Below are 21,365 nucleotides of genomic sequence, written 5' to 3'. Positions count from 1 at the left end.
GTTACGCCTTCGGCTAACCCACCCTACTTTTTCGACGCCAGCTTCTTCATGGCCGTCTTGATCGACGCGGCGGCATCATCATAACCTTCCCACGCTTTCGATCGCGCCAGCAGGCCCGGCACGGTGCGCATCGTATAGCGCTTCGGATCGAGATCGCTCTTCACCTGCGCCCAAGTCAGCGGCATCGACACCGTGGCACCGGCGCGCGCGCGCGGCGACAGCGGGGCAATCGCCGTCGACATACGGTCGTTGCGCAAATAGTCCAGGAAGATCTTTCCCTTGCGCAATTTCTTGGACATGTTGAGCAGATAGCGTTCGGGATCGTCATTGGCCATCCACTGGCAAACGCCTTGCGCAAACGCCTTGGCCTCCTTCCAGCTCACCTTGTCGCGCGCGCCGTGGAGCAGCGGCACCACCACATGGATGCCCTTGCCGCCAGTGGTCTTGCAGAAGCTGTCCATGCCGATATCGGCGAGCCGCTGCCGCATCTCCTTGGCCGCCTCGACGACGTCGGCGAAGTCGACGTCAGGCGCAGGGTCGAGATCGAACACCAGCCGGCCCGGCGTGTCATAGGCATAAGGCGCGCAATTCCAGGGATGCAGCTCGACGCCGCCGACCTGCGCCACCGCGGCGAGCCCTTCGATCCGATCGATCTGCAGGTACGGCTTGCGGTCGCCGGAGACCCTTGCGAGCTCCAGAAGGTTCGACGTGCCCTGCATGGCATGGCGCTGGAAGAAGCATTCACCCTTGATGCCGTCAGGAGCGCGGATCAGCGAGCAAGGCCGGCCCTTCAGGTGCACGATCATCCATTCGCCGACGGCTTCGAGATAGCGGGCAAGGTCCAGCTTGGTGATGGCACCACCATCGCCGACATCGGGCCAGAGCTCCTTGTCCGGCTTGGAGATGACGACACCCATGACCTCGGCATTGCTGCCGCTGGGGGCCGATCGCGCGCCTGGCTTCGCTTTTGCGCGCTTCACTCCTTTGGCCGAGGGTTTGGCGAGCTCGGTGTCGACTGGCGTTTCGGCCTCGACCTCCTCGGCCGGCTTGTCCTGCCGCAGGCCTTTGAAAGCCGCTTGGCGGACATTGCCGTCGGCGGTGAAGCCGGCGAACTCGATCTCGGCGACGAGCTCCGGCTTCAGCCAGTGTACCTCGCGGGTCTTCTTCGGCGCATTCTTGCCGCCGAAGGGGCTTTCCTTCGCCTCCATGGCCTTCAGTGACGGCATGATGCGCTTGACCTTGTCCGCGCCAAAGCCGGTGCCGACCATGCCGACGAAGGCGAGATGATCGCCGCGCTGCACGCCGCCCATCAGCGAGCGGAACTTGCCGTTCGTGGTCTTGTAGCCGCCGATCACCACCTCGTGGCCGGCGCGGCATTTCGACTTGACCCAGCTCTCGGTACGGCCGGAACGATACGGGGCATCCAGCTTCTTCGACACCACCCCCTCGAGCTCGAGCTTGCAGGCCGATTGCAGCACGGCATCGCCCCCGCTCTCGAAATGCTCGACATATCGGATCTGGCTCGCCTTCCGTTTGTGCGATTCCAGGAGCTCCTTCAGCTGGGCCTTGCGTTCGCCGAGCGGCAGCCGGCGGTAATCCTGGTTCTCCGCGAACAGGAGGTCGAAGGCAAAGAAGATCAGCTCGTCAGTCTTGCCATCGGACAACGCAGCCTGAAGCGAGGAGAAGTTCGGCGCGCCGTTGTGATCGAGCGCGACGATCTCGCCGTCGATCATTACATCCGGCAGCGCGCCCGCATCCTTGGCAATGGAGGCGAACTTGCCGGTCCAGTCGAGACCCTTGCGCGTCTTGAGCGTCGCCTCGCCGTCCTCGACGCGGAGCTGGACGCGATAGCCGTCGAACTTGATCTCGTGGCACCAGCCCTGGTCGGCCGGCGGCCGCTCGACCAGCGTACAGAGCTGCGGCGCCACGAAATCCGGTATCTCTGAAACTTTCTTCGCGTTTGCTGCCGTCGTCGCCTTCTTCCTTGCCGCCCTTCCGGCCTTCAACGCCGTGCGCGGCGCCGGCTTCACCGTGCGCCCTTTCGCCTCCTCGGCGCGGTTGGACTGCCAGACTGCATTGGCCTTGCCCTTGGGACCCTTGAGACCTCTAGCCAGCATGAAAGGTTTGGGCGCGCGGCCCTTGCCTTCGGCGATCTGCTCCATCGCTCGGCCGGAGGCGACGGACTTGTCCTGGTCGAGGATGTCGTTGTCGGCACCTTCGCGGACATGTTCATCGCGGTGCTTGATCAGCAGCCAGTTGGTCCGCTTTTCGCCGCCGCGGTTGCGCATGCGCACCAGCACCCAGCTTCCATGCAGCTTGTCGCCATGCAGGGTGAACTTGAGATCGCCCTTCTTGAAGCCGGCTTCCGGATCTTCCAATTCCCAAGTGCCTCGATCCCACAGCATCACGGTGCCGCCGCCGTACTGCCCTTCGGGAATCGTGCCTTCGAAATCACCATAGTCGAGCGGATGGTCCTCGACCTCGACCGCCAGCCGCTTGTCGCGCGGATCGAGCGAGGGCCCCTTCGTCACCGTCCAGGACTTGAAGACGCCGTCCAACTCGAGCCGGAAGTCGTAATGCAGCCGACTGGCATCATGCTTCTGGATCACGAAGCGCCGCTGCTTCGAGGGCGCGACAGCGGTCTTGCCTGATGGCTCGGGCGTCTTTTCGAAATCACGCTTCTGTCGGTAAGTGGAGAGTTTTTGCAGCACGACTGGTCCCGCTTCTCTTTCGGCATTCAAGCCTATCACGGCCAAAGTCCCACCCGGAACCAAAACCCCACGGAAGGGTTGGGGTTCCAAAACGCCTTGAAAACGCTGGAGAATGGAATGGCCCCGCGTGCCTATTGGAAGGGAACGTTGAAGCTCTCGCTGGTCAGCTGTCCGGTCATGCTCTATCCGGCTGCGACCGCCGCGGAGAAGACTCGGTTTCATCTCATCAACCGCGAGACCGGGAACCGGCTCAAGCAGCAGATGATCGATTCCGAGACCGGCGACGTCGTCGAGAGCGACCAGAAGGGGCGCGGCTACGAGCTGAGCAAGGGCAAATATGTCGAGGTCGAACCGGAGGAGCTCGAGGCGGTCCAGATCGAGAGCAACCACACCATCGACATCGAGAGCTTCGTGCCGAGCGAGGAAATCGACCAGCGCTACCTCAACCACCCCTATTACATCGCCCCCGATGGCAAAGCCGCGGTCGACGCCTTCGCGGTGATCCGCGACGCCATGAAAGATCAGGACCGCGTGGCACTCGCAAAAATCGTGCTCACCAACCGCGAGCACGTGATGGCGATCGAGCCGCTCGGCAAGGGCCTGCTCGGCACCACGCTGCGCTATCCTTACGAGCTGCGCGACGAGGATCAGTTCTTCGAGGACATCAAGAGCCCGAAGATCACCAAGGACATGGTCGAGCTCGCCGGCCACATCCTGCACTCCAAGGCCGCGCATTTCGATCCTAGCGAATTCAAGGACGAGTACGAGAACGCGCTGAAGGCGCTGGTGAAGCGCAAGGCCAGCGGCAAGAAGATCGAGCTGCCGGAGCCCGAAGAACGGCCGAGCAACGTCGTCAGCCTCATGGATGCGCTGAAGCAGAGCCTGAAGGGACGCGGAAGAGGGAAAAAGACTGCGGCGAAGTCACATGCGCGCCGTGCGCAGGGGCGGCACCGAGCCACCAGGAAGGCGCACCGTTCACCGGCGCGGCATCGCAAGGCGGGTTGATTCACTCAGTCATTGCGAGCGCAGCGAAGCAATCCAGAATCTTCCCGCGGAGGGACCCTGGATTGCTTCGCTGCGCTCGCAATGACGATGTGGATACAGGCTCGCGCGACAACTCAGTCGTGACCAGAGGACGGGCCTAATCCCCCGCCTTCAACCTGTATCCGATCCCCGTCTCCGTCAGCACATATTGCGGCCGTTCCGGGTCGGCTTCGATCTTCTGGCGGAGCTGACGGACATAGACGCGCAGATATTGCGCATCCGTCAGCTCGTCCCAGAGCTCCTTGAGCAGGAAGCGGTGGGTGAGCACCTTGCCGGCGTGCTGCACCAGCACGCGAAGAAGATCGTATTCCTTCGGTGACAGCTTCACGTCGCGCTCGCCGACCTTGACGATGCGGCGAACGAGATCGACGGAGAGGTCGCCGGTGCGGAACACAGGGCGCTCGCCCTTGACCTGAAGCTGGTGGCGGAGTGCGGCACGCAAGCGGGCCAGCAGCTCGTCCATGCCGAACGGCTTGGTCAGGTAATCGTCGGCGCCGAGATCGAGCGCTTGCACCTTGCCGGCCTCGTCGCCGCGGCTCGACAGCACCACGATCGGCACGCCCTCGTTGCGGGCGCGGATGGAGCGCAGCAGCTCATGGCCCTGGATGTCGGGCAGGCCGAGATCGAGGATGATCAGCGCCGGCTCCTCGGCAAGCTTGTCCAGCGCGGTCTTGCCGTTCGACGCCTCCAGGATCTCATAGCCCTGCGTCGACAGCCCCATCCGCAGCAGTTTACGGATCGGCGGCTCGTCATCGATGACCAGAACCTTGATCGGGGCAGCACTCATGCAGCGGTATCCAATGCGTGGGTCTGCACTGGGACGGGCAGACGGATGGTGAGGATCGCGCCGCTCCGGTCGCTGCGGTTGGCGGCCGAGATCGTGCCCCGCATCGCCTCGACGAAGCCGCGGGAGATGGCAAGGCCGAGCCCGGTGCCGGGACGAACATGGTCCCCCTTCTGCACGCGATAGAACTTGTCGAACACGCTCTCGAGCTCGTCGGGTGGGATGCCTCCGCCCTCATCGGCGATCTGGAGAACGACTTGATCGCGCTCGCGCTGACTGCGGATCGCAATCGTGGTGTCGGCCGGCGAATATTTTGCGGCGTTGTCGAGCAGGTTGAACAGCACTTGCTCGAACAGTACGGCATCGAGCTCGAGCATCGGCAGATCGGCCGCCAGCACGAGCTCGACCTTGTGGGCAGCGAGGATCTTGGCCGCCCGCCGCAGCGCGCTACCGACGATCTCGCCGAGATCGTGCAGCGCCGTGTTGGGCACGATGGCGCCGGATTCGAGCTTGGTCATGTCGAGCAGATTGGCGATGAAGCGGTTGAGCCGTTCGGACTCGTCGATCACGGTCGCGAGCAGGTCGCGCTTCTCGGTGTCCGAGAGTGCGCCGGCGAGATCGCGCATGGTGGAGGCCGCGCCGAGCACCGAGGCCAGCGGCGTCTTCAAATCGTGCGAGATCGAGGTCAGGAGCGCCGAGCGCAGCCGCTCGGATTCGACGGTGCGCTTGACGCGGTCCATGTCCTCGACCAACAGCACGCGCTCGATCGCGAGTGCGCCTTGGTCGACCAGCGCGTTGAGCAGCCGGCGCTGGTCCGGGGTCAATAGCGGGCCGGTGCGGTCGTTGTCGATGCCGATGACGCCGATTGGCCCGCGCCCGGTGCGCATCGGCAGGAACAGCCGTTTCGCACCCGGCAGCGTGTCCGAGCCGCGGCCTGCGGGGCGGTCGTTGCTCCAGGCCCAGTTGGCGGCGGCGAGGTCGGCCTGATCGAGCTCATCCTCCGGCGGATAGCCGGATTTCACCGTGAGCAGGCCCTCTTCCGGCAGCAGCAACACGACGCGGACCTTCAGCATCAGCGCGATCTGGTAGGCGGTTGCCCACAGCACATCGTCGAGCGTGGCGGTGCCGGCGAGCTTGCGGCTGAAGGCATGGAGCTGCTCGGTCATCCGGATCCGGCCGATCGCGGTGTCGGCCTGGATGCGCACGCGCGCCGCGACATTGGAGACGATCATCGCCACCACCATGAACAGCACGAAGGCGGCAACGTTGGTCGGGTCGGTAATCGTGAAGGTGTAGATCGGCGGAATGAAGAAGAAGTTGTAGCAAAGCGACGCCGCCACTGTTGCCATCAGGGACGGCCACAAACCATAGCGGACGGCAACCGCGACGACCGAGGTCAGCAGCACGAGATCGACGTTCTCGAGGCCGAAATAGGGCTGGATCAGCTCGGCGGCGCCGAGGCCGATCAGCACGATGCCGAGCGCCTTCAGATAGGGCCGCGGGTTGAACGGCTCCGAGCGAGCAGCGGTCTGCACCGCGGTCTTGGGCACGGCCTCGCCGGGCAGCTCGTCACCGGCGATGACATGGACGGTGATGTTGCCGGCGCGGCGCACCAGGTCATGCACGACTGAGCCGCGCGTCATCTCGAACCAGCGCGAACGCGTCGACTTGCCGATCACGATCTGGGTGACGTTGTTGCCTTGTGCGAAGTTGACGACGTCGTCGGCGATGCGGCGGCCGACGGCGGGAATCGTCAGCGCCTCGCCGCCGAGCGATTCGGCAAGCCGCAGCGTATCGGCCAGCCGGTCGCGCTCATCGTCGGACAATTGCAGGGATCGCCGGGTCTCGATCGAGAGCGCGGTGAACGGGGCATGGAGCCGGTCGGCCAGCCGCTTGGTATAGCGCACGAGGCCAGCCGCGCGCGGATCCTCGCTGACGCAGACGAGGATGCGTTCGCCCGCTGCCCAGGGACCGGCGATGGCGTTCGCCTGCATATGGGTGAGCAGTTGCTCGTCGACCCGCTCGGCCGTGCGCCGCAGCGCGAGCTCGCGCAACGCGGTCAGGTTGCCCGGCGAGAAATAATGCTCCAGCGCCCGCTCAGCCTGCTTGGGCACATAGACCTTGCCCTCCTTAAGCCGCTGGATCAGATCATCAGGCGTGAGGTCGATCAGCTCGATCGCATCGGCCCGGTCGAACACCGAATCAGGCACGGTCTCGCGCACCCGCACATGGGTGATCTGGGCGACGACGTCGTTCAGGCTCTCGATGTGCTGGATGTTGACGGCGGTATAGACGTCGATGCCGTGGGAGAGCAGCTCGTCGACGTCGAGATAGCGCTTGGGGTGGCGGCTGCCCGCCGCGTTGGTGTGGGCGAGCTCGTCGACCAGCGCAATCTGCGGCCGACGCGCAATTACGGCGTCGAGGTCCATCTCCTCCACGACCTGGCCGCGGTAATCGAGCCGCTTGCGCGGGACCACCTCTAGCCCGCGCACCAGCACCTCGGTCTCAGCGCGGCCGTGGGTCTCGACGAAGCCGACCACGACGTCGACGCCCGCCTTGCGCTTGGCGTGAGCGCTTTGCAGCATCTCGTAGGTCTTGCCGACGCCGGGGGCGGCGCCGACGAAGATCTTCAGCCTGCCGCTCGCGCTCTCCTCCCGCCGCGCTGCTTCCAGCAGCGCCTCGGGCGACGGACGTTGTTCGGGATCACGGCGCTGTTGAACCATCAGGCCAATATAATCACCCCCGTGTGCCGAGCCTAGACTACTTCGCGGCGCGGTCGAGCGCGAGATTCAGCGCCAGCACGTTGACGCGGGGCTCGCCGATCAGGCCGAGCAGACGGCCTTCGGTGTTGGCAGCCACGAGTTGCTCGACTTGATCCTCCGGCATCTTCCGCGCCTTCGCCACGCGCGGTATCTGGAATTGCGCCGCCTCCGGCGAGATATCAGGATCGAGGCCGCTGGCCGACGTCGTGACCAGATCGACCGGCACCGCCGCATTCGGATTCTCTGCCTTCAGCTTGTCCACATCTTCCTTCAGCCGGTCGGCCAGCGCCTTGCTGGTCGGGCCGAGATTGGAGCCGCCCGAATTGGCGGCGTTGTAGGGCGCCGGCACCGTTTTGGTTGAATCATTAGGGTCCGGCGCAACCGTCGCCGAAGGGCGGCCGTGAAAGTATTTGTCCTCCTTGAACTCCTGCCCGATCAGGGCGGAGCCGACCACCTTGCCGTCCCTCTCGATCAGGCTGCCCTGCGCCTGCACGGGAAACAACGTGCCGGCAATGGCAGTCATCGCCAGCGGATAGGCAAGGCCCGTGATGGCGGTGAGCGCCAGCAAGAGCATGATGGCGGGACGAATTTCTCTGAGCATGTTAGTCTCCTATTTCTTCCGCCATTGCGAGCGAAGCGAAGCAATCCAGAGTCTTTCCATGGAGGCAGCCTGGATTGCTTCGTCGCAAGGGCTCCTCGCAATGACGGGCTATGCCAAATGCAAGGCGGTGACGACGAGGTCGATCGCCTTGATGCCGATAAAGGGAATGACGATGCCGCCGAGGCCGTAGATCAAGAGATTGCGTTGGAGCAGCGCGCCGGCGCCGACGGCGCGGTAGGCAACGCCCTTCAGCGCCAGCGGGATCAGCGCGATGATGATGAGCGCGTTGAAGATGATCGCCGACAGGATGGCGCTCTGCGGGCTCGACAGGTTCATGACGTTGAGCACGCTGAGTTGGGGGTAGAACGCCAGGAACATCGCCGGGATGATCGCAAAATACTTGGCGACGTCGTTGGCGATCGAGAACGTGGTCAGCGCACCGCGCGTCATCAAGAGCTGCTTGCCGATCTCGACCACCTCGATCAGCTTGGTCGGATTGGAATCGAGGTCGACCATGTTGCCGGCCTCGCGGGCGGCCTGAGTGCCGGTGTTCATGGCGACCCCGACGTCGGCCTGCGCGAGCGCCGGCGCGTCGTTGGTGCCGTCGCCGCACATCGCGACCAGCTTGCCCTTGGCCTGCTCGTCGCGGATCAGCTTGAGCTTGTCCTCGGGGGTTGCCTGCGCCAGGAAGTCGTCGACGCCGGCTTCCGCGGCGATCGCAGCCGCCGTCATCGGATTGTCGCCGGTGATCATGATGGTGCGGATGCCCATGCGGCGCAATTCGGCAAAGCGCTCGCGGATGCCACCCTTGACGATGTCCTTGAGCTGGATGACGCCGAGCAGCTTGCCGTCCCTGGCGACCGCCAGCGGGGTGCCGCCGGCCTTCGAGATATCATCGGCAATGGCCTGGATCTCGCGACCGAGATCCGACAGCGCGGCCGGCTGGATTGCCCGCGCCGCGTTGCCGGAGGCAACGGCCAGCGGCGCGCCGCCGCCGACATAATTCAGCATGGCATCGACCGCGCCCTTGCGCACCGATGAGCCGCCGGCATCGACGCCGCTCATGCGAGTTTGCGCGGTGAACGGGATGAAAGTGGCGCCAAGCTCGGCCATGTCGCGGCCACGGATGCCGTATTTCTCCTTCGCCAGCACGACGATAGAGCGGCCCTCCGGTGTCTCATCGGCGAGCGAGGCGAGTTGGGCCGCGTCCGCCAGCTCCTGCTCGGTGACGCCGCGCACAGGACGGAACGCCGTCGCCTGCCGGTTGCCGAGCGTGATGGTGCCGGTCTTGTCCAGCAGCAGCGTGTCGACGTCACCGGCAGCCTCGACGGCGCGGCCGGACATCGCCAGCACGTTGAAGCGCACCAGGCGGTCCATGCCGGCGATGCCGATCGCCGACAACAGCGCGCCGATCGTCGTCGGGATCAGCGTCACGAACAGGGCGACCAGCACGATCACTGAGATCGAGCCGCCGGCATAGGCCGCATAGCTCGGGATGGTGACGGTCGCGAACACGAAGATGATGGTGAGACCGGCGAGCAGGATGTTGAGCGCGATCTCGTTCGGGGTCTTCTGCCGCTCGGCGCCCTCGACCAGCTTGATCATGCGGTCGATGAAAGTCGAGCCCTGGGCTGCGGTGATGCGGACGCGGATCCAGTCCGACAGCACCTGCGTGCCACCGGTGACCGCAGAGCGGTCGCCGCCGGATTCGCGGATCACGGGTGCGGATTCGCCGGTGATGGCGGCCTCGTTGACGGAGGCGACGCCCTCGATCACCTCGCCGTCGGAAGGAATGGTGTCACCGGCCTCGACCAGCACGATGTCGCCGACCTTGAGGCTCGTGCCAGGCACGAGCTTGAACGGCTGCTCGGACCCGGTCAGGAGCTTGGCCTGGCTTTCGGTGCGGGTCTTGCGCAGCGATTCGGCCTGCGCCTTGCCGCGGCCTTCGGCCACCGCTTCGGCGAAATTGGCGAACAGCACCGTGAACCAGAGCCAGACGATGATCTGGAAGGTGAAGCCGAGGCTGGCAACACCGGTGACGATGTCACGCAGGAAGATCACCGTGGTGAGCGCAGCCACGACCTCGACCACGAACATGACAGGGTTCCTCACCATCAGCCGCGGATCGAGCTTGGTGAACGAGGCGCGGATCGCGGGCATCACGATTCTGGGATCGAGCATTGCCGACATCGGCGCACGTTTTTGCAGTTTCATCGTCTCCATGGAGGTCACTCCAAAAATCAGAACAGGTTGCCGGCGTTCATCGCCAGATGTTCGACGATCGGGCCGAGCGCGAGCGCCGGGAAGAAGGTCAGGCCACCCATGATCAGGATGACGCCGACGACGAGGCCGACGAACAGGGCGCCGGTGGTCGGGAACGTGCCCATGGACGGCGGGATCGACTTCTTCTCCGCAAGCGATCCCGCGATCGCCATGGCCGGGACGATCATGAAGAAGCGGCCGACGAACATCGCGCTTGCCAGCGTCAGGTTGTAGAAGAACGTGTTGCCGGTGAGCCCGGCGAAAGCCGAGCCGTTGTTGCCGGCCGCCGATGTGAAGGCGTAGAGCACTTCGGTGAAGCCGTGCGGTCCGGAATTCGCCATGGAGGCGACTGCCGCCGGATAGACCACGCCGACCGCGGTCCAGCCGAGGATCATCAGCGGCAGCACCAGGATGGCCAGCATCGCCATCTTGACCTCGCGCGCCTCGATCTTCTTGCCGACATACTCCGGGGTGCGACCAACCATGAGTCCCGCGACGAAGATCGCGAGAATGACGAACAGCAGCATGCCGTACATGCCGGCACCGACGCCGCCGACGATGATTTCGCCGAGCTCGATGTTGATCAGCGGGATCATGCCGCCGAGGGCGGTAAAACTGTCATGCATCGCATTGACCGCGCCGCAGGAGGCGGCGGTGGTAACGACCGCGAACAGCGAGGACGCCACGATGCCGAAACGGACCTCCTTGCCCTCCATGTTGCCGCCAGTCAGACCCAGCGCATGGAGCGTCGAGGTGCCGTTCGCCTCCGCCCAATAGGTGATGGCGGCGCCGGCCAGAAATAGCACGCCCATCACGGAGAGGATCGCCCAGCCCTGGCGCTGGTTGCCGACCATGCGGCCGAACACATTGGTCATGGCCGCGCCAAGCGTGAAGATCGACAGCATCTGCACGAAGTTCGACAGCGCCGTCGGGTTTTCGAAGGGGTGCGCGGCATTGGCGTTGAAGAAACCGCCGCCATTGGTGCCGAGCATCTTGATCGCGACCTGCGAGGCGACCGGCCCGACCGCAATGGTCTGCTTGGCGCCTTCGAGCGTGGTCGCCTCGATATACGGCCCGAGCGTTTGCGGCATGCCCTGCCAGACCAGGAACAGCGCATAGACGACGCAGATCGGCAGCAGCACGTAGAGCGTACACCTGACGACGTCGACCCAGAAATTGCCGACCGTGCGCATCGAAGCGCGCGAGAAGCCGCGGATCAGGGCCATCGCCAGCGCGATGCCGGTCGCGGCCGACAGAAAGTTCTGGTGCGTCAGGCCGAGCATCTGCACGAGATAGGACAGCGTGCTCTCGCCGCCGTAGTTCTGCCAGTTGGTGTTGGTGATGAAGGAGACCGCGGTGTTGAAGGAGAGATCCTCGGCGACCGCGCCCTGCCCGGCCGGATTGAAGGGCAGCACGGCCTGAAGCCGCATCACGCCGTAGATGATGAGGAAGCCGCCGACATGGAACAGCAACATGGCGACCGTGTAGGTCAGCCAGTGCTGCTCGCGCTTCTCGTCGACGCCGGAAATCCAGTAGATGCCGGCCTCGATCGGACGCAACACCGGCGACAGGAACGTCCGCTCGCCGTTGAACACGCGCGTCATGTGCCAGCCGAGCGGCTTGGTCAGCGCAACGATAATGGCGCAAAACAGAATGATCTGGAGCCAACCGATCACAGTCATGGAATTAACCCTTCAGGCTTGGTGCCGGCGCAACAGCGGCAGGAGCACCGTCAGCAGACAGGCGACGAGCACGGCGTCGGCCAGCAGCAATTCGACGAGCAGCAGCACGGCTCAGAACCGCTCGGGCCGCAGCAGCGCATAGGTGAGATAGACCAGGAGGCCGAGGGAGACGGCGCCGGCGAGGGCATAATCGAAGATCATGATCCGCTCCCTCACAGCCGTTCGCAGGCATAGGTGTAGCCGATCGCAAGGGCGAAGAAGACGAAGCCCAGCGCCAGCATCAGAATGTCCATCATGACGATACTCCTCAATACGAGACGATATCCGGCGAGCCCGTCTCAGGCCGGCGGGCGGCTTGCTGGGAGCGAATGCAATGCATGCCTCTCCGGCCGGGAACTTCACGGCGCTGAGGTGCCACCGCGCACATAGGTTTTCGAGATGAGCCCTATGGCGACGTTATAGGAATCTCATAAAGGCGAGCGGGCTGAGGCTCGCCCAACTTTGCGCCGTCGTCCCGGCGAAGGCCGGGACCCATAACCCCAGGAAGTAGTTGCGCCCCGAAGCCGGTAACCAAGAGTCTTCGCCGAACCACCTTGCGTGGCTATGGGTCCCGGCCTTCGCCGGGACGACAGCGGAGAATGTGAGCGACCGAGCCTTCCATGAGCGCACGCCCTCCCCCGCACTTATGAAATCCCTATATCTCTCGCCCGATCCTCATCTCGCTTTCAAATGCCCTCCCGGCCATCTTGGCAATGCCGGCCGACTGACCGACGCCAATTTCAGGAGGCCTGATATGACCGCCGCTGTCCCACGCCATGACCCGCCTTCCCTCAGCCAGCGGCTTCGCGCGGTACCGGCGATGACACGGCCGCTGATGCTCGACATCATCGAGCACGCCTGCCGGCGCGTCTCCTCGCTCGGGCAAAGCGAACGCACCACACGCATCATGCGCCTGATCGACGTCGAGGCCTGGGCCGATGCGGCACTGGCGCTGGTGCAGCTTGAGCTGCCGATGTGGCAGGTCCGCCGCATCGCCTATGACGACGGCGAGTGGCATTGCGCGCTGTCGCGCGAGCGTGAGCTGCCGGACTGGCTGGACGCCGCGGTCGAGGGGCGCCATGCCGACCTCGCGCTGGCTTTGCTGTCGGCCTTCCTCGAGGTCCGGACTTTGGTCGCGGATGTGCGGCGACCGAGCGTTCCTTCGGTTCGTCCTGCGCCGGATCCGCTTTACGAGCAACTCGTCTGCGACAATTTCGGCTAGGGCAGCCTGACGGATCGATGCCGTGTCGCAAGCTCCCGACATGCCGCGCACGCTGACCCCGTCGCGCGTGATCGCACGTTTCGCGGTCCGCCTCGCGCTGCTCGTTGGCTTTGCCGCATTCGGCAGCATCGGCTTCGGCCGGAGCCTCGCCGTCCTGCTCTGGATGTCGATCATCCTGTGCGCGCTCGCTGGCCTCGTCAGGCGCGAGCCGCTGTTCGGAGCCGCGCTCAATCATTGGGACGAAGGCGTCGCCTTCGGCGCGCTGTTCGCGCTGGCCCACATCGTCGACGATGTGGCCTGAACGTCCGGCTTTATGACCTTCCTATGAGATCGCCGCGCCCCCGCCCTCGAAATCATATTCGCGACTGAGGATACTGAGGACGCCGGCAAGGACGTGCGTCCCACGCCGGCACCGTTCAGAAGGAATATCCTCGTGAAACTCAAATACGCATTGAGCGTGCTTGGCCTGATGTCCGCCGATACACGGCTTCCGATCGTGCCGCTGGACGCGGTCGCGCAGAGAGAGGTGGTACGCGCGTTCGCCGCGATCGCCGATGAGGAATTGATCGACAGCGTCAGGGCATAGATCTGCGCGCTTATGAGATTCCTATACGGAAGCCTCGGCGTTCATCTCGCAATCCTACACATCGCTGCTGATCATGTGAGAGAGATCGGAGCGGCCAATTCACCGCACCACGGACAAGGACTTTCAAATGTCGATGCTGACACATGGATTTGAACGGCCTCTTGGCTGGGCAGAGAGCACCATGCGGCTATCGCCGTTCCGCGAGGCCCAGCTCAAGCGCGTCGCGCTCCGCGCGCTGACCCTGCTCACGATGGGCAGCGTGCTCACCGCGCTGATTGCGCTCAGGACCGCAATCTATGTCTGGCATCTCCACGCCTGAGCGGGGCCACCATCATGACCTTGCAGCCCTTCAAGGGAAATCTCGAGCAGGCGGTCACCGTAACCGTCCTGACCATGACGCTGAGCATGGTCTGGGGCGCCATCCTGACGATCATGATCACGCTCGTCGCGCGCGGGCTGGGGGTCTAATCCTCACTTATGCTCCTGGCTTGCGCACGATCCACCAGCCGTCGAATGTCACCGCGAAGAGCTGCCTGCGCCAGCCGGCCATGGACGCCATGCGCATGGCGATCGACCGCGAACTGACCATGGCTGCCTAGGAGGCGAGCAACCGGGCGCGCAGCGCGGTCGCTGTGCCCGGTTGAGGCGGCATATCCCGCGGAAAAGACCCGACCGATCTGGCGCAATTTCACGGAACCGTGTAGAGCGGTTTCATGAGCACAAGCAGCGTCAACGTCGTCGCCCACCCCCTGGTCCAGCACAAGCTCTCTTTGATGCGGGAGAAGGACCGCTCGACCAAGAGCTTTCGCGAGATCCTGAACGAGATCGGGATGCTGCTCGGCTACGAGGTGACGCGCGACCTGCCGCTGGAGCTGGTGGAGATCGAAACGCCGATCGCACCGATGCAGGCGCCGAAGATCGCGGGCAAGAAGCTCACGCTGGCGCCGATCCTGCGCGCGGGCGTCGGCTTCCTCGACGGCATGCTGGCGCTGATGCCCTCGGCGCGCATCGCCCATATCGGGCTCTACCGCGACCCCGAGACATTGCAGGCCGTGGAATATTACTTCAAGGCGCCGCAGGACCTGTCCGATCGCACCGTGATCCTGATGGATCCGATGCTGGCCACCGGCAATTCGGCCTGCGCCGGCGCCTCGCTGCTCAAGGCGCGCGGCGCCCGCGACATCCGCTTCGTCTGCCTTTTGGCCGCGCCCGAGGGCATCGCGAAGTTCCAGAGCGAGCATCCCGACGTCCCGGTCTGGACCGCCGCGATCGACGAACGGCTCAACGACCACGGCTACATCGTGCCGGGCCTGGGCGATGCCGGCGACCGGATGTTCGGCACCAAGTAGACAGCTTCGCGCGATCGGGTTACTCCGATTGCCATGCTGACCGACAGATTTTCGCTGCAATCGCTGATCCGGACCGAGACCGCCAGTCCCGCCTTCGTGTTCGACGGCACGCCGGTTTCGTGCGCGGAGTTATCAGGAAGGATCGAGCAGACCGCCGCCTGGCTCGCCGCGCAGGGCATCGGCAGAGGCGACGTCGTCGCGGCCTGGCTGGTCAACCGGATCGAATGGCTCGCACTGCTGTTCGCCGCGGCCCGCCTGGGCGCGGTCGTCGCCGCCGTCAATACGCGCTATCGCAGCGCGGAAGTCGCGCATCTGCTGCGCGTGTCCGGTGCCAAGCTGATGGTGGTCGAAGCCGCGTTCCGCTCGATCGACTTTGCCGCCATCCTCGCCGATATCGCCAAGGACGAGGTGCCCGCACTGCGACAGCTCGCGGTGGTCGGCGCGGATGCCATCCCGGCGCACTGGCCTTGTGTGCGGTTCGATGCCTTCGAGCGGCCCTATCCGCCCGCCCCGCCGGCTCAGGACGACATCGGCCTGCCGGTCCTGCTCTACACGACATCGGGCACGACCAGGGGCCCGAAGCTCGTCGCGCATTCGCAGCGGACGCTGGCGACGCACGCCGCCTCCATCGTCCAAGCGCTCAAGCTTGATCCACAGCGCCATTCGCTGCTCGCGATGCTGCCGTTCTGCGGCACTTTTGGCATGACGAGCCTGCTCGGTTTCATCGCAGCGGGCGCGACCATTCATGTGCTCGACGCCTTCGAAGCGGCGCCGGCGGCGAAGATCCTCAGCGCGTGCAGGATCACGCATTCATTCGGCTCGGATGAGATGTTCCGCCGCATCCTCGCGCTCACCGATGCACCACGTCCGTTTCCGCATCTCGAAATCTGCGGCTTCGCCGCATTCCAGCCAGGCTGGCGCGAGCTGGCCGCGGAGGCCGAGGCGCGCGGCATGCCGCTGTTCGGCCTCTATGGTTCGAGCGAGGTGCAGGCGCTGTTCTCGATCGGCCGCGGCAGCGATGCCTTCGCCGACCGCATCGAAGGCGGCGGCTGGCCGATGTCGCCGGACGCGAAAGTCCGCGTCCGCGATGTCGAGACCGGCGAGCTTGCGGCCCAGGGCGTTTCCGGCGAGATCGAGATCAGCGCGCCGTCGCGCTTCCTCGGCTACTTCAACAATCCCGAGGCGACGCGCGAAGCGATCACCGCCGACGGATTCTTCCGCACCGGCGACATCGGCCACCTGCGCGGCGATGGTTCATTCGTCTACGAGACCCGCGCGGGCGATGCGATGCGGCTCGGCGGTTTCCTGGTCGCGCCCGGAGAAATCGAAGACGAGCTCAAGTCGTGCGCTGGGGTGGCCGACGCTCAGGTGGTTGCGGTCGATCTCAAGGGCCAGGCACGCTGCGTCGCCTTCGTGATCCCTGCTGGAGAGCCACCGCGACAGGACGCGCTGACTGCCCATCTGCGCGAGCGGCTCGCCGGCTACAAGGTGCCGGCGCGGATCTATGTCGTGGACGCCTTTCCCGTCACCGACAGTGCCAATGGCGTCAAGATCCAGCGCGCCAGGCTTCGTGCCATGGCGATGGAACGGATCGCCGCCGAATAGGCCGACCTATTTCAAATAGCTCGCGAGATTGAGGCTGAGGATCTTGGCGAGTGCCGAATAGGACGCGGTGAGCTGGGCCTGGTAAGTCGAAAGCTGTGCCGTGATGGCGGCCACGTCGACACCGGTGAGGTCGTTCGACAGCGTCTCGGCATAGCTCTTGTAGTCGCTCTGGCGGGCGCTCGCGCTCTCGATCGACGACGCCGCGCTGGACAGCTTTGCCTGCACGGCCGCGGTGTCGTCGAGCGCCGTGCCAGCGAGATCGAGCGCGCTGGCAATATCCGAAGACGACAGCGAGGTGCTGTTGGCGACGAACTTCAGCACCCGCATCACCTCCTCGAACGCCGCATTGTCGGCGGTTACGCCGTACGACACCGTCTCATCCGAGGCGACGCGGACCGAGGCGATCTCGTCATCGCCGTAATAATAGCTGGTGTCCGCCGTGGTGGTGGAGCCGGTCCCGGACGAAAAGCTCGTGAGATCGACCGGCGCCGTATCGGTCTTGCCGCCGGCGAACACATACTGACCGTCATATTGCGTGTTCATGAGCGAGCCCATCTGCTCCAGCATCTGCTGGGCGGTCGTGATCACCGAATTCGTCTCGGTCGAGCTGCCGGTCGAGGCTGCGCTGAGCTGGGAGCGGAGCTGCGTGAGGATGTCGGTCATCGAGCCCACGGCCGAATACATCACCTGGACCTTGCTGTCGGCCAGCGTCGCGGCATCGATATAGGATTGCGCGCGCGTCACCGAGACCTGGAGATTGACGATATGCTGCGCATCCGCGCCGTAGCCGCCGAAATCGGTCGAGACGACGCCCGACGATTCCTGGATCTGCTTGTTGGCCATGACCGTCTCGACGCGCATCGCATCGGCGATCATCTTGTCCGACTGCGCGAAGGTTGCAACCCGCATCGCAACCATGGCCTTCCCCTCTTACGTCGACTGCACGGCGGTGAGCAGCGCCGAGTACATCGAGTTGATCGCCTGGATCAGCGCTGATGCCGCAGAATATTTGTTCTGGAGCGTGCTGAGCTTGGCGGATTCCTCGTCGAGGTTGACGCCCGACTGCGACGCCAGCGAGCTCGCATAGGTCGACTGCGCGGTCTCCTTGGCGGTGTAGCTCGTCGACGCCTGGGACGCCTTGCTTGCGACATCGGCAACGATGGCCGAGGCGTAGTCGGCCAGCGAGCCGGTGGTGGCGGCAAGCCCACCGGTGGAGGCAAATGTCCGGGAGTTCGTCAATGCGTCGTAGAATGCATTGACCACGGTGGCCGACCCCGACGGCAGTACGGAGCTGCCGACCGTCAGACTCGATGACGAATCCAACGTCGCGAGTTGAAGCTCGTTGGTGCCCGACAGGATCTTGCTGTTGACCGCGATATCAGCCGCGCTCGTTCCGGTCACGAGATCGTTGAGGCCAAAATATTCCGAAAATCCCTCACCCGAGCCTCCCACCGAGCTCGTCATCTCGTTGATGGCGACGCCATTGCCAGATCCGGTCGCCGTGATCGAGAGATGGCCGTCCGCATCGACCGAGGCGGATAATCCGGAAATGCCGTTGATGGCCGTGACGAGATCCCCGACGGTGGAATAGGACGACAAATCGAGATCGCCATAGGAGACCAGATTGCCGCTCTGATCGGTGACGGCAATGCGCACCGTTCCGGTGGCGGAGAGCGCCGTAGAGCTGGTGACAACAGTCGTGCCGGTGAGGCTCGTCGGCGCCGGCACCGACGAAGCGCCGTTCGAGACGCTGTTCATCGCCGAGGCAAGCTGTTGCGCGAGCTGGTCGAGCTGGGACTGCGCCGCCGGCAGGGTCGTGTCGCGAAGCGTGATGAGCGCGCCGATACCGCCGCCTGATATCTGGGAGGTGATGTCGACCCCGTTCACCGTGATCGCGCTGAAGCCGTTCGACGACGAGCCGGCGGTGTAGGTCGTCGATGCCGTCACGTTGGCCGCAGCGGTATAGCTGATCGTGTGCGCGGACGAATCGACCAGCGCCTGGCCCGAATTGGTGTAGATCTGGAGATCGCCGTTCGACGCCGTGAAATAGCTGATATTCATCTTCGAGGCGAGATACTGGAGCGCGGTGTTGCGCTGGTCCTCCAGGTCCGCGGTCGATTGGCCCGCTGCCGCCGTCTGCTTGATCTGGGCATTCAGATCCGCGATCTGCTCCAGGTCCGCGTTGACATCGTCGATCGCGGACGCAATGTCCTGGTCGGCATCGGCGCGGAGCTTCTGGATGCCGCTTGAGGTCTCCCGCAACTGGCTCGCGACGTCGTCGAGTGCGCTGACGACGTTGGATTGCAGCGAAGCGCTGCTCGGTGTGCTCGCCAGTGACGACAGCGCCGATTCGAGCGAGGCAATGCTGTTGGCGAGCGAGGTCCCGGTCGACGAATTGTCGGTGCTGCTGGTCGATCCGTAGAGCTTCTGCAGCGAGGTCAGATAGGTGTTGGCGGTGTCGGCCGAGCCGAGCTCGGAGGTCGCAGCGATCAGCGACTTCAGCAGCAGCTTGTCGACCGTCGAGGTGATGCCGGTCACCGTGACGCCGGTGCCGACACCGTTGGTGACGCTGCTGGACTGGTTCGCGGTCTTCCGGGTGTAGCCCGTCGTGTCGGCGTTCGAGATGTTCGAGGACGTCACGCTGATCTGCACGGACGTCGACGACAGCCCGCTGAAGGCGATCGATCGTGCGATATCGAGTGACACGGCAGCTTCCTCGGCTCGTCAGGCGCTGCGGCAGGTGCCGCTGGAGACCGCGCGCGCGGCGACACGGCCCGAGGCCCCGTAGGGCGACACCGTCGCGATCTGCTCGCGGATCGCCTGCATGACCGCTTCGATCCGGCGGTTGCTGGCCTCGATCGCCGCGCGCAGGCGCACCAGATTCTCGTCCATCGCCGCGCGCAGCTTCAGGATCCGCTCCATCAGCTGCTCGCGCAGGATCCGGTCCCCCACGTTCAGGCTGGTCGTGCCCGCCGCACATTCGGCAACGGTCCGTTCGAAGATCTCCGCCAGCTGATTCTTCTCGTCGACCTGCTTCAAGCGCGAGGCCGGCAAGCCCTTGGCAAGCTCGGCGTTCTCCTCCACGACCAGCGCGGTCAGCGCATCGATGAGCACGATCAGCGACTTGATCCGTGCGTCGCCGCTCGCAGCGTTCGTCCTCGCTTGGCTCTTGGCTTGAGCTACACTCATGATCATTGCCTTCTAGTTGTGCCGTTTGCCGCGGTGGACTTGCGAGTTGCGCAGATACGTGCCGATCGCGGTTGCCCTGACGGCGGCCTGCCTCATCTCGCCCTCGATCTCCGCGCACTGCTTCAACAGGCCGCGGCGGGTCGTCTCGAAATCGTCGAGCAGCGCGAGCAATTGCTTGCGGTCGCGGCCTGTGACGGTTGCGGCGCGGCCGACCAGCCGCCGCAACCGGCGCAGCAGCGCTTCGCCCGTCGTGCTTGCCTTTTCACCGGGCATCGCTCACCTCATCGCCGAGATCAGGGTGTTCGTACATCTTGTTGACGGTGGAGATGACCTGGGACGCGGCGGAATAGGCCTGCTGCGCCGAGATCATGCTCGAGAACTGGCTGGAGGTGTCGGTGGTCGACGATTCCAGCTCGCTGCCGTAGATCGTGCCCGCACCGTTCTCGCCGGAGGCCTGCAAGGCGGCGTTGCCCGACGTCACCGTCGCCGAGTAGATGCCGTCGCTGGAAGCCGCGAGCCCGTTGGGATCGGCGAAGGTCGCCACCGCAATCTTGTAGATCGCAATGGTCTGGCCGTTGGAATAGGTGGCGTCGACCACGCCGTCCTTGCCGATCGAGATGCTGGATAATTTTCCGTAGGACAGGCCGTCCGAATCGATGCTGGTGACGTTGACCGACGGCGTGGTCTCGCCGGAGGCGTATTGCGTCAGACCATCGGTGCCCCCGGCGGTGCCGACGTCCATCGTGATGGTGCTGTCGGCCGCACCGTCGGTCCAGCCCGTGATCGACACGGTGGCCGGGTCCGGGCTGGTGCTGGCGAGCGAGCCGTCGCTGTTGAAGGTGATGTCGATCATGCCCGAGGCTGTGCCCGTCGCGGTCGTGGTATCCGAGGCCGACGTTGGATTGGCGAAGCTCGCGCTCCAGGCGTTGGTCCCGGTCTTGGTCCAGGTGATCTGCATCGTGTTCGCTGCACCGAGCGAATCGTAGACCGTCATCGAGCTGGTATAGGTGTCGCCGGTGGCAGCGTCCGACGGCAGGTTCGCCGCGATCGTGGTCTTGGTGGTGGCGCTGCCACTGGTCGAGGCGACCTGGGTGTTGATGGCCTCGAGATTGCTCGCCGATTCGCTGCCGACGACGTTGCCGTCGGCATCGGTGCGCCACCCCTCGAGATAATAGCCGTTGTTCTCGAGATAGCCCGCATTGTTGATCGTGAAGGCGCCGTTACGCGTATAGGCGACGGTGCCGCCGGTGGTGGCATTGGTCACCACGAAGAATCCGGACCCCTGGATCGCAACGTCGGTGGCATTGGAGGTCGCAGCCAGCAGGCCCTGCTGGGTGATGTTGGCGCGGCCCGAGACGGTGACGCCGCCCGAGGCGTAGGAGGTCGTATTGCTGGACGCGGTCACGAGCGCGTCGAACATCGCCGACGTGGTCTTGTAACCGGTCGTATCGGAGTTGGCGATGTTGTCGCTGATCATCGACAGGGACTGGCTCTGGGCGCTGAGCGCCGAGATCGCCGAGGACAATGCA

Annotated in this window: 19 protein-coding genes and 1 pseudogene; 8 read left to right on the top strand and 12 right to left on the bottom strand. The window is 64.6% G+C overall.

Going from position 1 to position 21,365, the window contains the following annotated elements:
- Positions 1-23: 23 nt before the first annotated feature.
- On the bottom strand, positions 24-2,711 hold the full coding sequence (ligD, locus tag ACSKB8_RS19625; RefSeq protein ID WP_438105792.1) for a DNA ligase D: 2,688 nt from the start codon (positions 2,709-2,711) through the stop codon (positions 24-26).
- Between the two features lie 117 nt (positions 2,712-2,828).
- On the opposite strand from ligD, the gene ACSKB8_RS19620 reads away from it, so the two are divergent.
- Complete coding sequence (locus ACSKB8_RS19620; protein WP_438105790.1) at positions 2,829-3,716, top strand: Ku protein; 888 nt, start codon at positions 2,829-2,831, stop codon at positions 3,714-3,716.
- A 136-nt stretch (positions 3,717-3,852) separates the two neighbouring features.
- Here the strand turns inward: ACSKB8_RS19620 and ACSKB8_RS19615 are convergent, their stop codons facing one another.
- From ACSKB8_RS19615 to ACSKB8_RS19590, 6 genes are all read right to left on the bottom strand, one after another.
- A complete protein-coding gene (locus ACSKB8_RS19615) occupies positions 3,853-4,542 on the bottom strand; it encodes a response regulator (protein ID WP_370989413.1) in 690 nt (229 codons plus the stop codon).
- A complete protein-coding gene (locus ACSKB8_RS19610; RefSeq protein WP_438105788.1) occupies positions 4,539-7,262 on the bottom strand; it encodes a DUF4118 domain-containing protein in 2,724 nt (907 codons plus the stop codon). Before ACSKB8_RS19610 ends, ACSKB8_RS19615 begins: the two co-directional genes overlap by 4 nt.
- A gap of 37 nt (positions 7,263-7,299) precedes the next feature.
- Complete coding sequence (locus tag ACSKB8_RS19605) at positions 7,300-7,902, bottom strand: K(+)-transporting ATPase subunit C (RefSeq protein ID WP_438105786.1); 603 nt, start codon at positions 7,900-7,902, stop codon at positions 7,300-7,302.
- 108 nt (positions 7,903-8,010) lie between these two features.
- Positions 8,011-10,125 (bottom strand): potassium-transporting ATPase subunit KdpB, encoded by a 2,115-nt coding sequence (gene kdpB / locus ACSKB8_RS19600; protein ID WP_438105784.1) that lies wholly within the window; start codon positions 10,123-10,125, stop codon positions 8,011-8,013.
- A gap of 17 nt (positions 10,126-10,142) precedes the next feature.
- Positions 10,143-11,846, bottom strand: a complete 1,704-nt coding sequence (kdpA, locus tag ACSKB8_RS19595; protein WP_438105782.1) for a potassium-transporting ATPase subunit KdpA — start codon at positions 11,844-11,846, stop codon at positions 10,143-10,145.
- Between the two features lie 111 nt (positions 11,847-11,957).
- A complete protein-coding gene (locus tag ACSKB8_RS19590; RefSeq protein ID WP_166814017.1) occupies positions 11,958-12,047 on the bottom strand; it encodes a K(+)-transporting ATPase subunit F in 90 nt (29 codons plus the stop codon).
- Positions 12,048-12,639: 592 nt separating this feature from the next.
- Between ACSKB8_RS19590 and ACSKB8_RS19585 the strand changes: the two genes are divergently transcribed.
- From ACSKB8_RS19585 to ACSKB8_RS19555, 7 genes are all read left to right on the top strand, one after another.
- Positions 12,640-13,107, top strand: coding sequence for a hypothetical protein (locus ACSKB8_RS19585; protein WP_438105780.1), 468 nt, complete (start codon positions 12,640-12,642; stop codon positions 13,105-13,107).
- A 22-nt stretch (positions 13,108-13,129) separates the two neighbouring features.
- Entirely contained in the window at positions 13,130-13,408 is a 279-nt protein-coding gene (locus ACSKB8_RS19580; protein WP_438105779.1) for a hypothetical protein, read from the top strand.
- A gap of 132 nt (positions 13,409-13,540) precedes the next feature.
- The gene (locus tag ACSKB8_RS19575; protein ID WP_438105777.1) at positions 13,541-13,693 is read left to right on the top strand and encodes a hypothetical protein; all 153 of its coding nucleotides are present in this window, start codon (positions 13,541-13,543) and stop codon (positions 13,691-13,693) included.
- Between the two features lie 127 nt (positions 13,694-13,820).
- Positions 13,821-14,012: a hypothetical protein gene (locus tag ACSKB8_RS19570; RefSeq protein WP_438105775.1), complete on the top strand. Its 192-nt coding sequence runs from the start codon at positions 13,821-13,823 to the stop codon at positions 14,010-14,012.
- A gap of 14 nt (positions 14,013-14,026) precedes the next feature.
- Positions 14,027-14,161 (top strand): hypothetical protein, encoded by a 135-nt coding sequence (locus tag ACSKB8_RS19565; RefSeq protein ID WP_438105773.1) that lies wholly within the window; start codon positions 14,027-14,029, stop codon positions 14,159-14,161.
- 245 nt (positions 14,162-14,406) lie between these two features.
- Entirely contained in the window at positions 14,407-15,042 is a 636-nt protein-coding gene (gene upp, locus ACSKB8_RS19560; RefSeq protein ID WP_370989400.1) for a uracil phosphoribosyltransferase, read from the top strand.
- Between the two features lie 33 nt (positions 15,043-15,075).
- Complete coding sequence (locus ACSKB8_RS19555; protein WP_438105771.1) at positions 15,076-16,647, top strand: AMP-binding protein; 1,572 nt, start codon at positions 15,076-15,078, stop codon at positions 16,645-16,647.
- A gap of 6 nt (positions 16,648-16,653) precedes the next feature.
- Here ACSKB8_RS19555 and ACSKB8_RS19550 read toward each other — a convergent pair whose 3' ends face one another.
- The 5 genes and pseudogenes from ACSKB8_RS19550 to flgE form a co-directional block, all read right to left on the bottom strand.
- Complete coding sequence (locus ACSKB8_RS19550; RefSeq protein ID WP_438105770.1) at positions 16,654-17,565, bottom strand: flagellin; 912 nt, start codon at positions 17,563-17,565, stop codon at positions 16,654-16,656.
- 12 nt (positions 17,566-17,577) lie between these two features.
- On the bottom strand, positions 17,578-19,353 hold the full coding sequence (flgK, locus tag ACSKB8_RS19545; protein ID WP_438105768.1) for a flagellar hook-associated protein FlgK: 1,776 nt from the start codon (positions 19,351-19,353) through the stop codon (positions 17,578-17,580).
- A gap of 18 nt (positions 19,354-19,371) precedes the next feature.
- The gene (locus ACSKB8_RS19540; protein ID WP_438105766.1) at positions 19,372-19,842 is read right to left on the bottom strand and encodes a flagellar protein FlgN; all 471 of its coding nucleotides are present in this window, start codon (positions 19,840-19,842) and stop codon (positions 19,372-19,374) included.
- Between the two features lie 6 nt (positions 19,843-19,848).
- Positions 19,849-20,109 (bottom strand): hypothetical protein, encoded by a 261-nt coding sequence (locus tag ACSKB8_RS19535; protein ID WP_438105764.1) that lies wholly within the window; start codon positions 20,107-20,109, stop codon positions 19,849-19,851.
- A gap of 3 nt (positions 20,110-20,112) precedes the next feature.
- A pseudogene (flgE, locus tag ACSKB8_RS19530) lies at positions 20,113-21,361 on the bottom strand (flagellar hook protein FlgE).
- Positions 21,362-21,365: the final 4 nt, after the last annotated feature.

The organism is Bradyrhizobium sp. BR 1432 (genome assembly GCF_051547705.1).
Taxonomy (GTDB): Bacteria; Pseudomonadota; Alphaproteobacteria; order Rhizobiales; family Xanthobacteraceae; genus Bradyrhizobium; species Bradyrhizobium zhanjiangense.
Note: the sequence above shows the minus strand (reverse complement) of the source record. Positions and strands in the feature narration are given on the sequence as shown.

Coding starts and splice junctions, on each gene's coding strand:
- ACSKB8_RS19535 (WP_438105764.1), bottom strand. CDS start 20,109: ATGCCCGGTGAAAAGGCAAGCACGACGGGCGAAGCGCTGCTGCGCCGG.
- upp (WP_370989400.1), top strand. CDS start 14,407: ATGAGCACAAGCAGCGTCAACGTCGTCGCCCACCCCCTGGTCCAGCAC.
- ACSKB8_RS19570 (WP_438105775.1), top strand. CDS start 13,821: ATGTCGATGCTGACACATGGATTTGAACGGCCTCTTGGCTGGGCAGAG.
- ACSKB8_RS19540 (WP_438105766.1), bottom strand. CDS start 19,842: ATGATCATGAGTGTAGCTCAAGCCAAGAGCCAAGCGAGGACGAACGCT.
- kdpB (WP_438105784.1), bottom strand. CDS start 10,125: ATGGAGACGATGAAACTGCAAAAACGTGCGCCGATGTCGGCAATGCTC.
- kdpA (WP_438105782.1), bottom strand. CDS start 11,846: ATGACTGTGATCGGTTGGCTCCAGATCATTCTGTTTTGCGCCATTATC.
- ACSKB8_RS19550 (WP_438105770.1), bottom strand. CDS start 17,565: ATGGTTGCGATGCGGGTTGCAACCTTCGCGCAGTCGGACAAGATGATC.
- ACSKB8_RS19555 (WP_438105771.1), top strand. CDS start 15,076: ATGCTGACCGACAGATTTTCGCTGCAATCGCTGATCCGGACCGAGACC.
- ACSKB8_RS19565 (WP_438105773.1), top strand. CDS start 14,027: ATGACCTTGCAGCCCTTCAAGGGAAATCTCGAGCAGGCGGTCACCGTA.
- ACSKB8_RS19590 (WP_166814017.1), bottom strand. CDS start 12,047: ATGATCTTCGATTATGCCCTCGCCGGCGCCGTCTCCCTCGGCCTCCTG.
- ACSKB8_RS19605 (WP_438105786.1), bottom strand. CDS start 7,902: ATGCTCAGAGAAATTCGTCCCGCCATCATGCTCTTGCTGGCGCTCACC.
- ACSKB8_RS19620 (WP_438105790.1), top strand. CDS start 2,829: ATGGCCCCGCGTGCCTATTGGAAGGGAACGTTGAAGCTCTCGCTGGTC.
- ACSKB8_RS19615 (WP_370989413.1), bottom strand. CDS start 4,542: ATGAGTGCTGCCCCGATCAAGGTTCTGGTCATCGATGACGAGCCGCCG.
- ACSKB8_RS19610 (WP_438105788.1), bottom strand. CDS start 7,262: ATGGTTCAACAGCGCCGTGATCCCGAACAACGTCCGTCGCCCGAGGCG.
- ACSKB8_RS19585 (WP_438105780.1), top strand. CDS start 12,640: ATGACCGCCGCTGTCCCACGCCATGACCCGCCTTCCCTCAGCCAGCGG.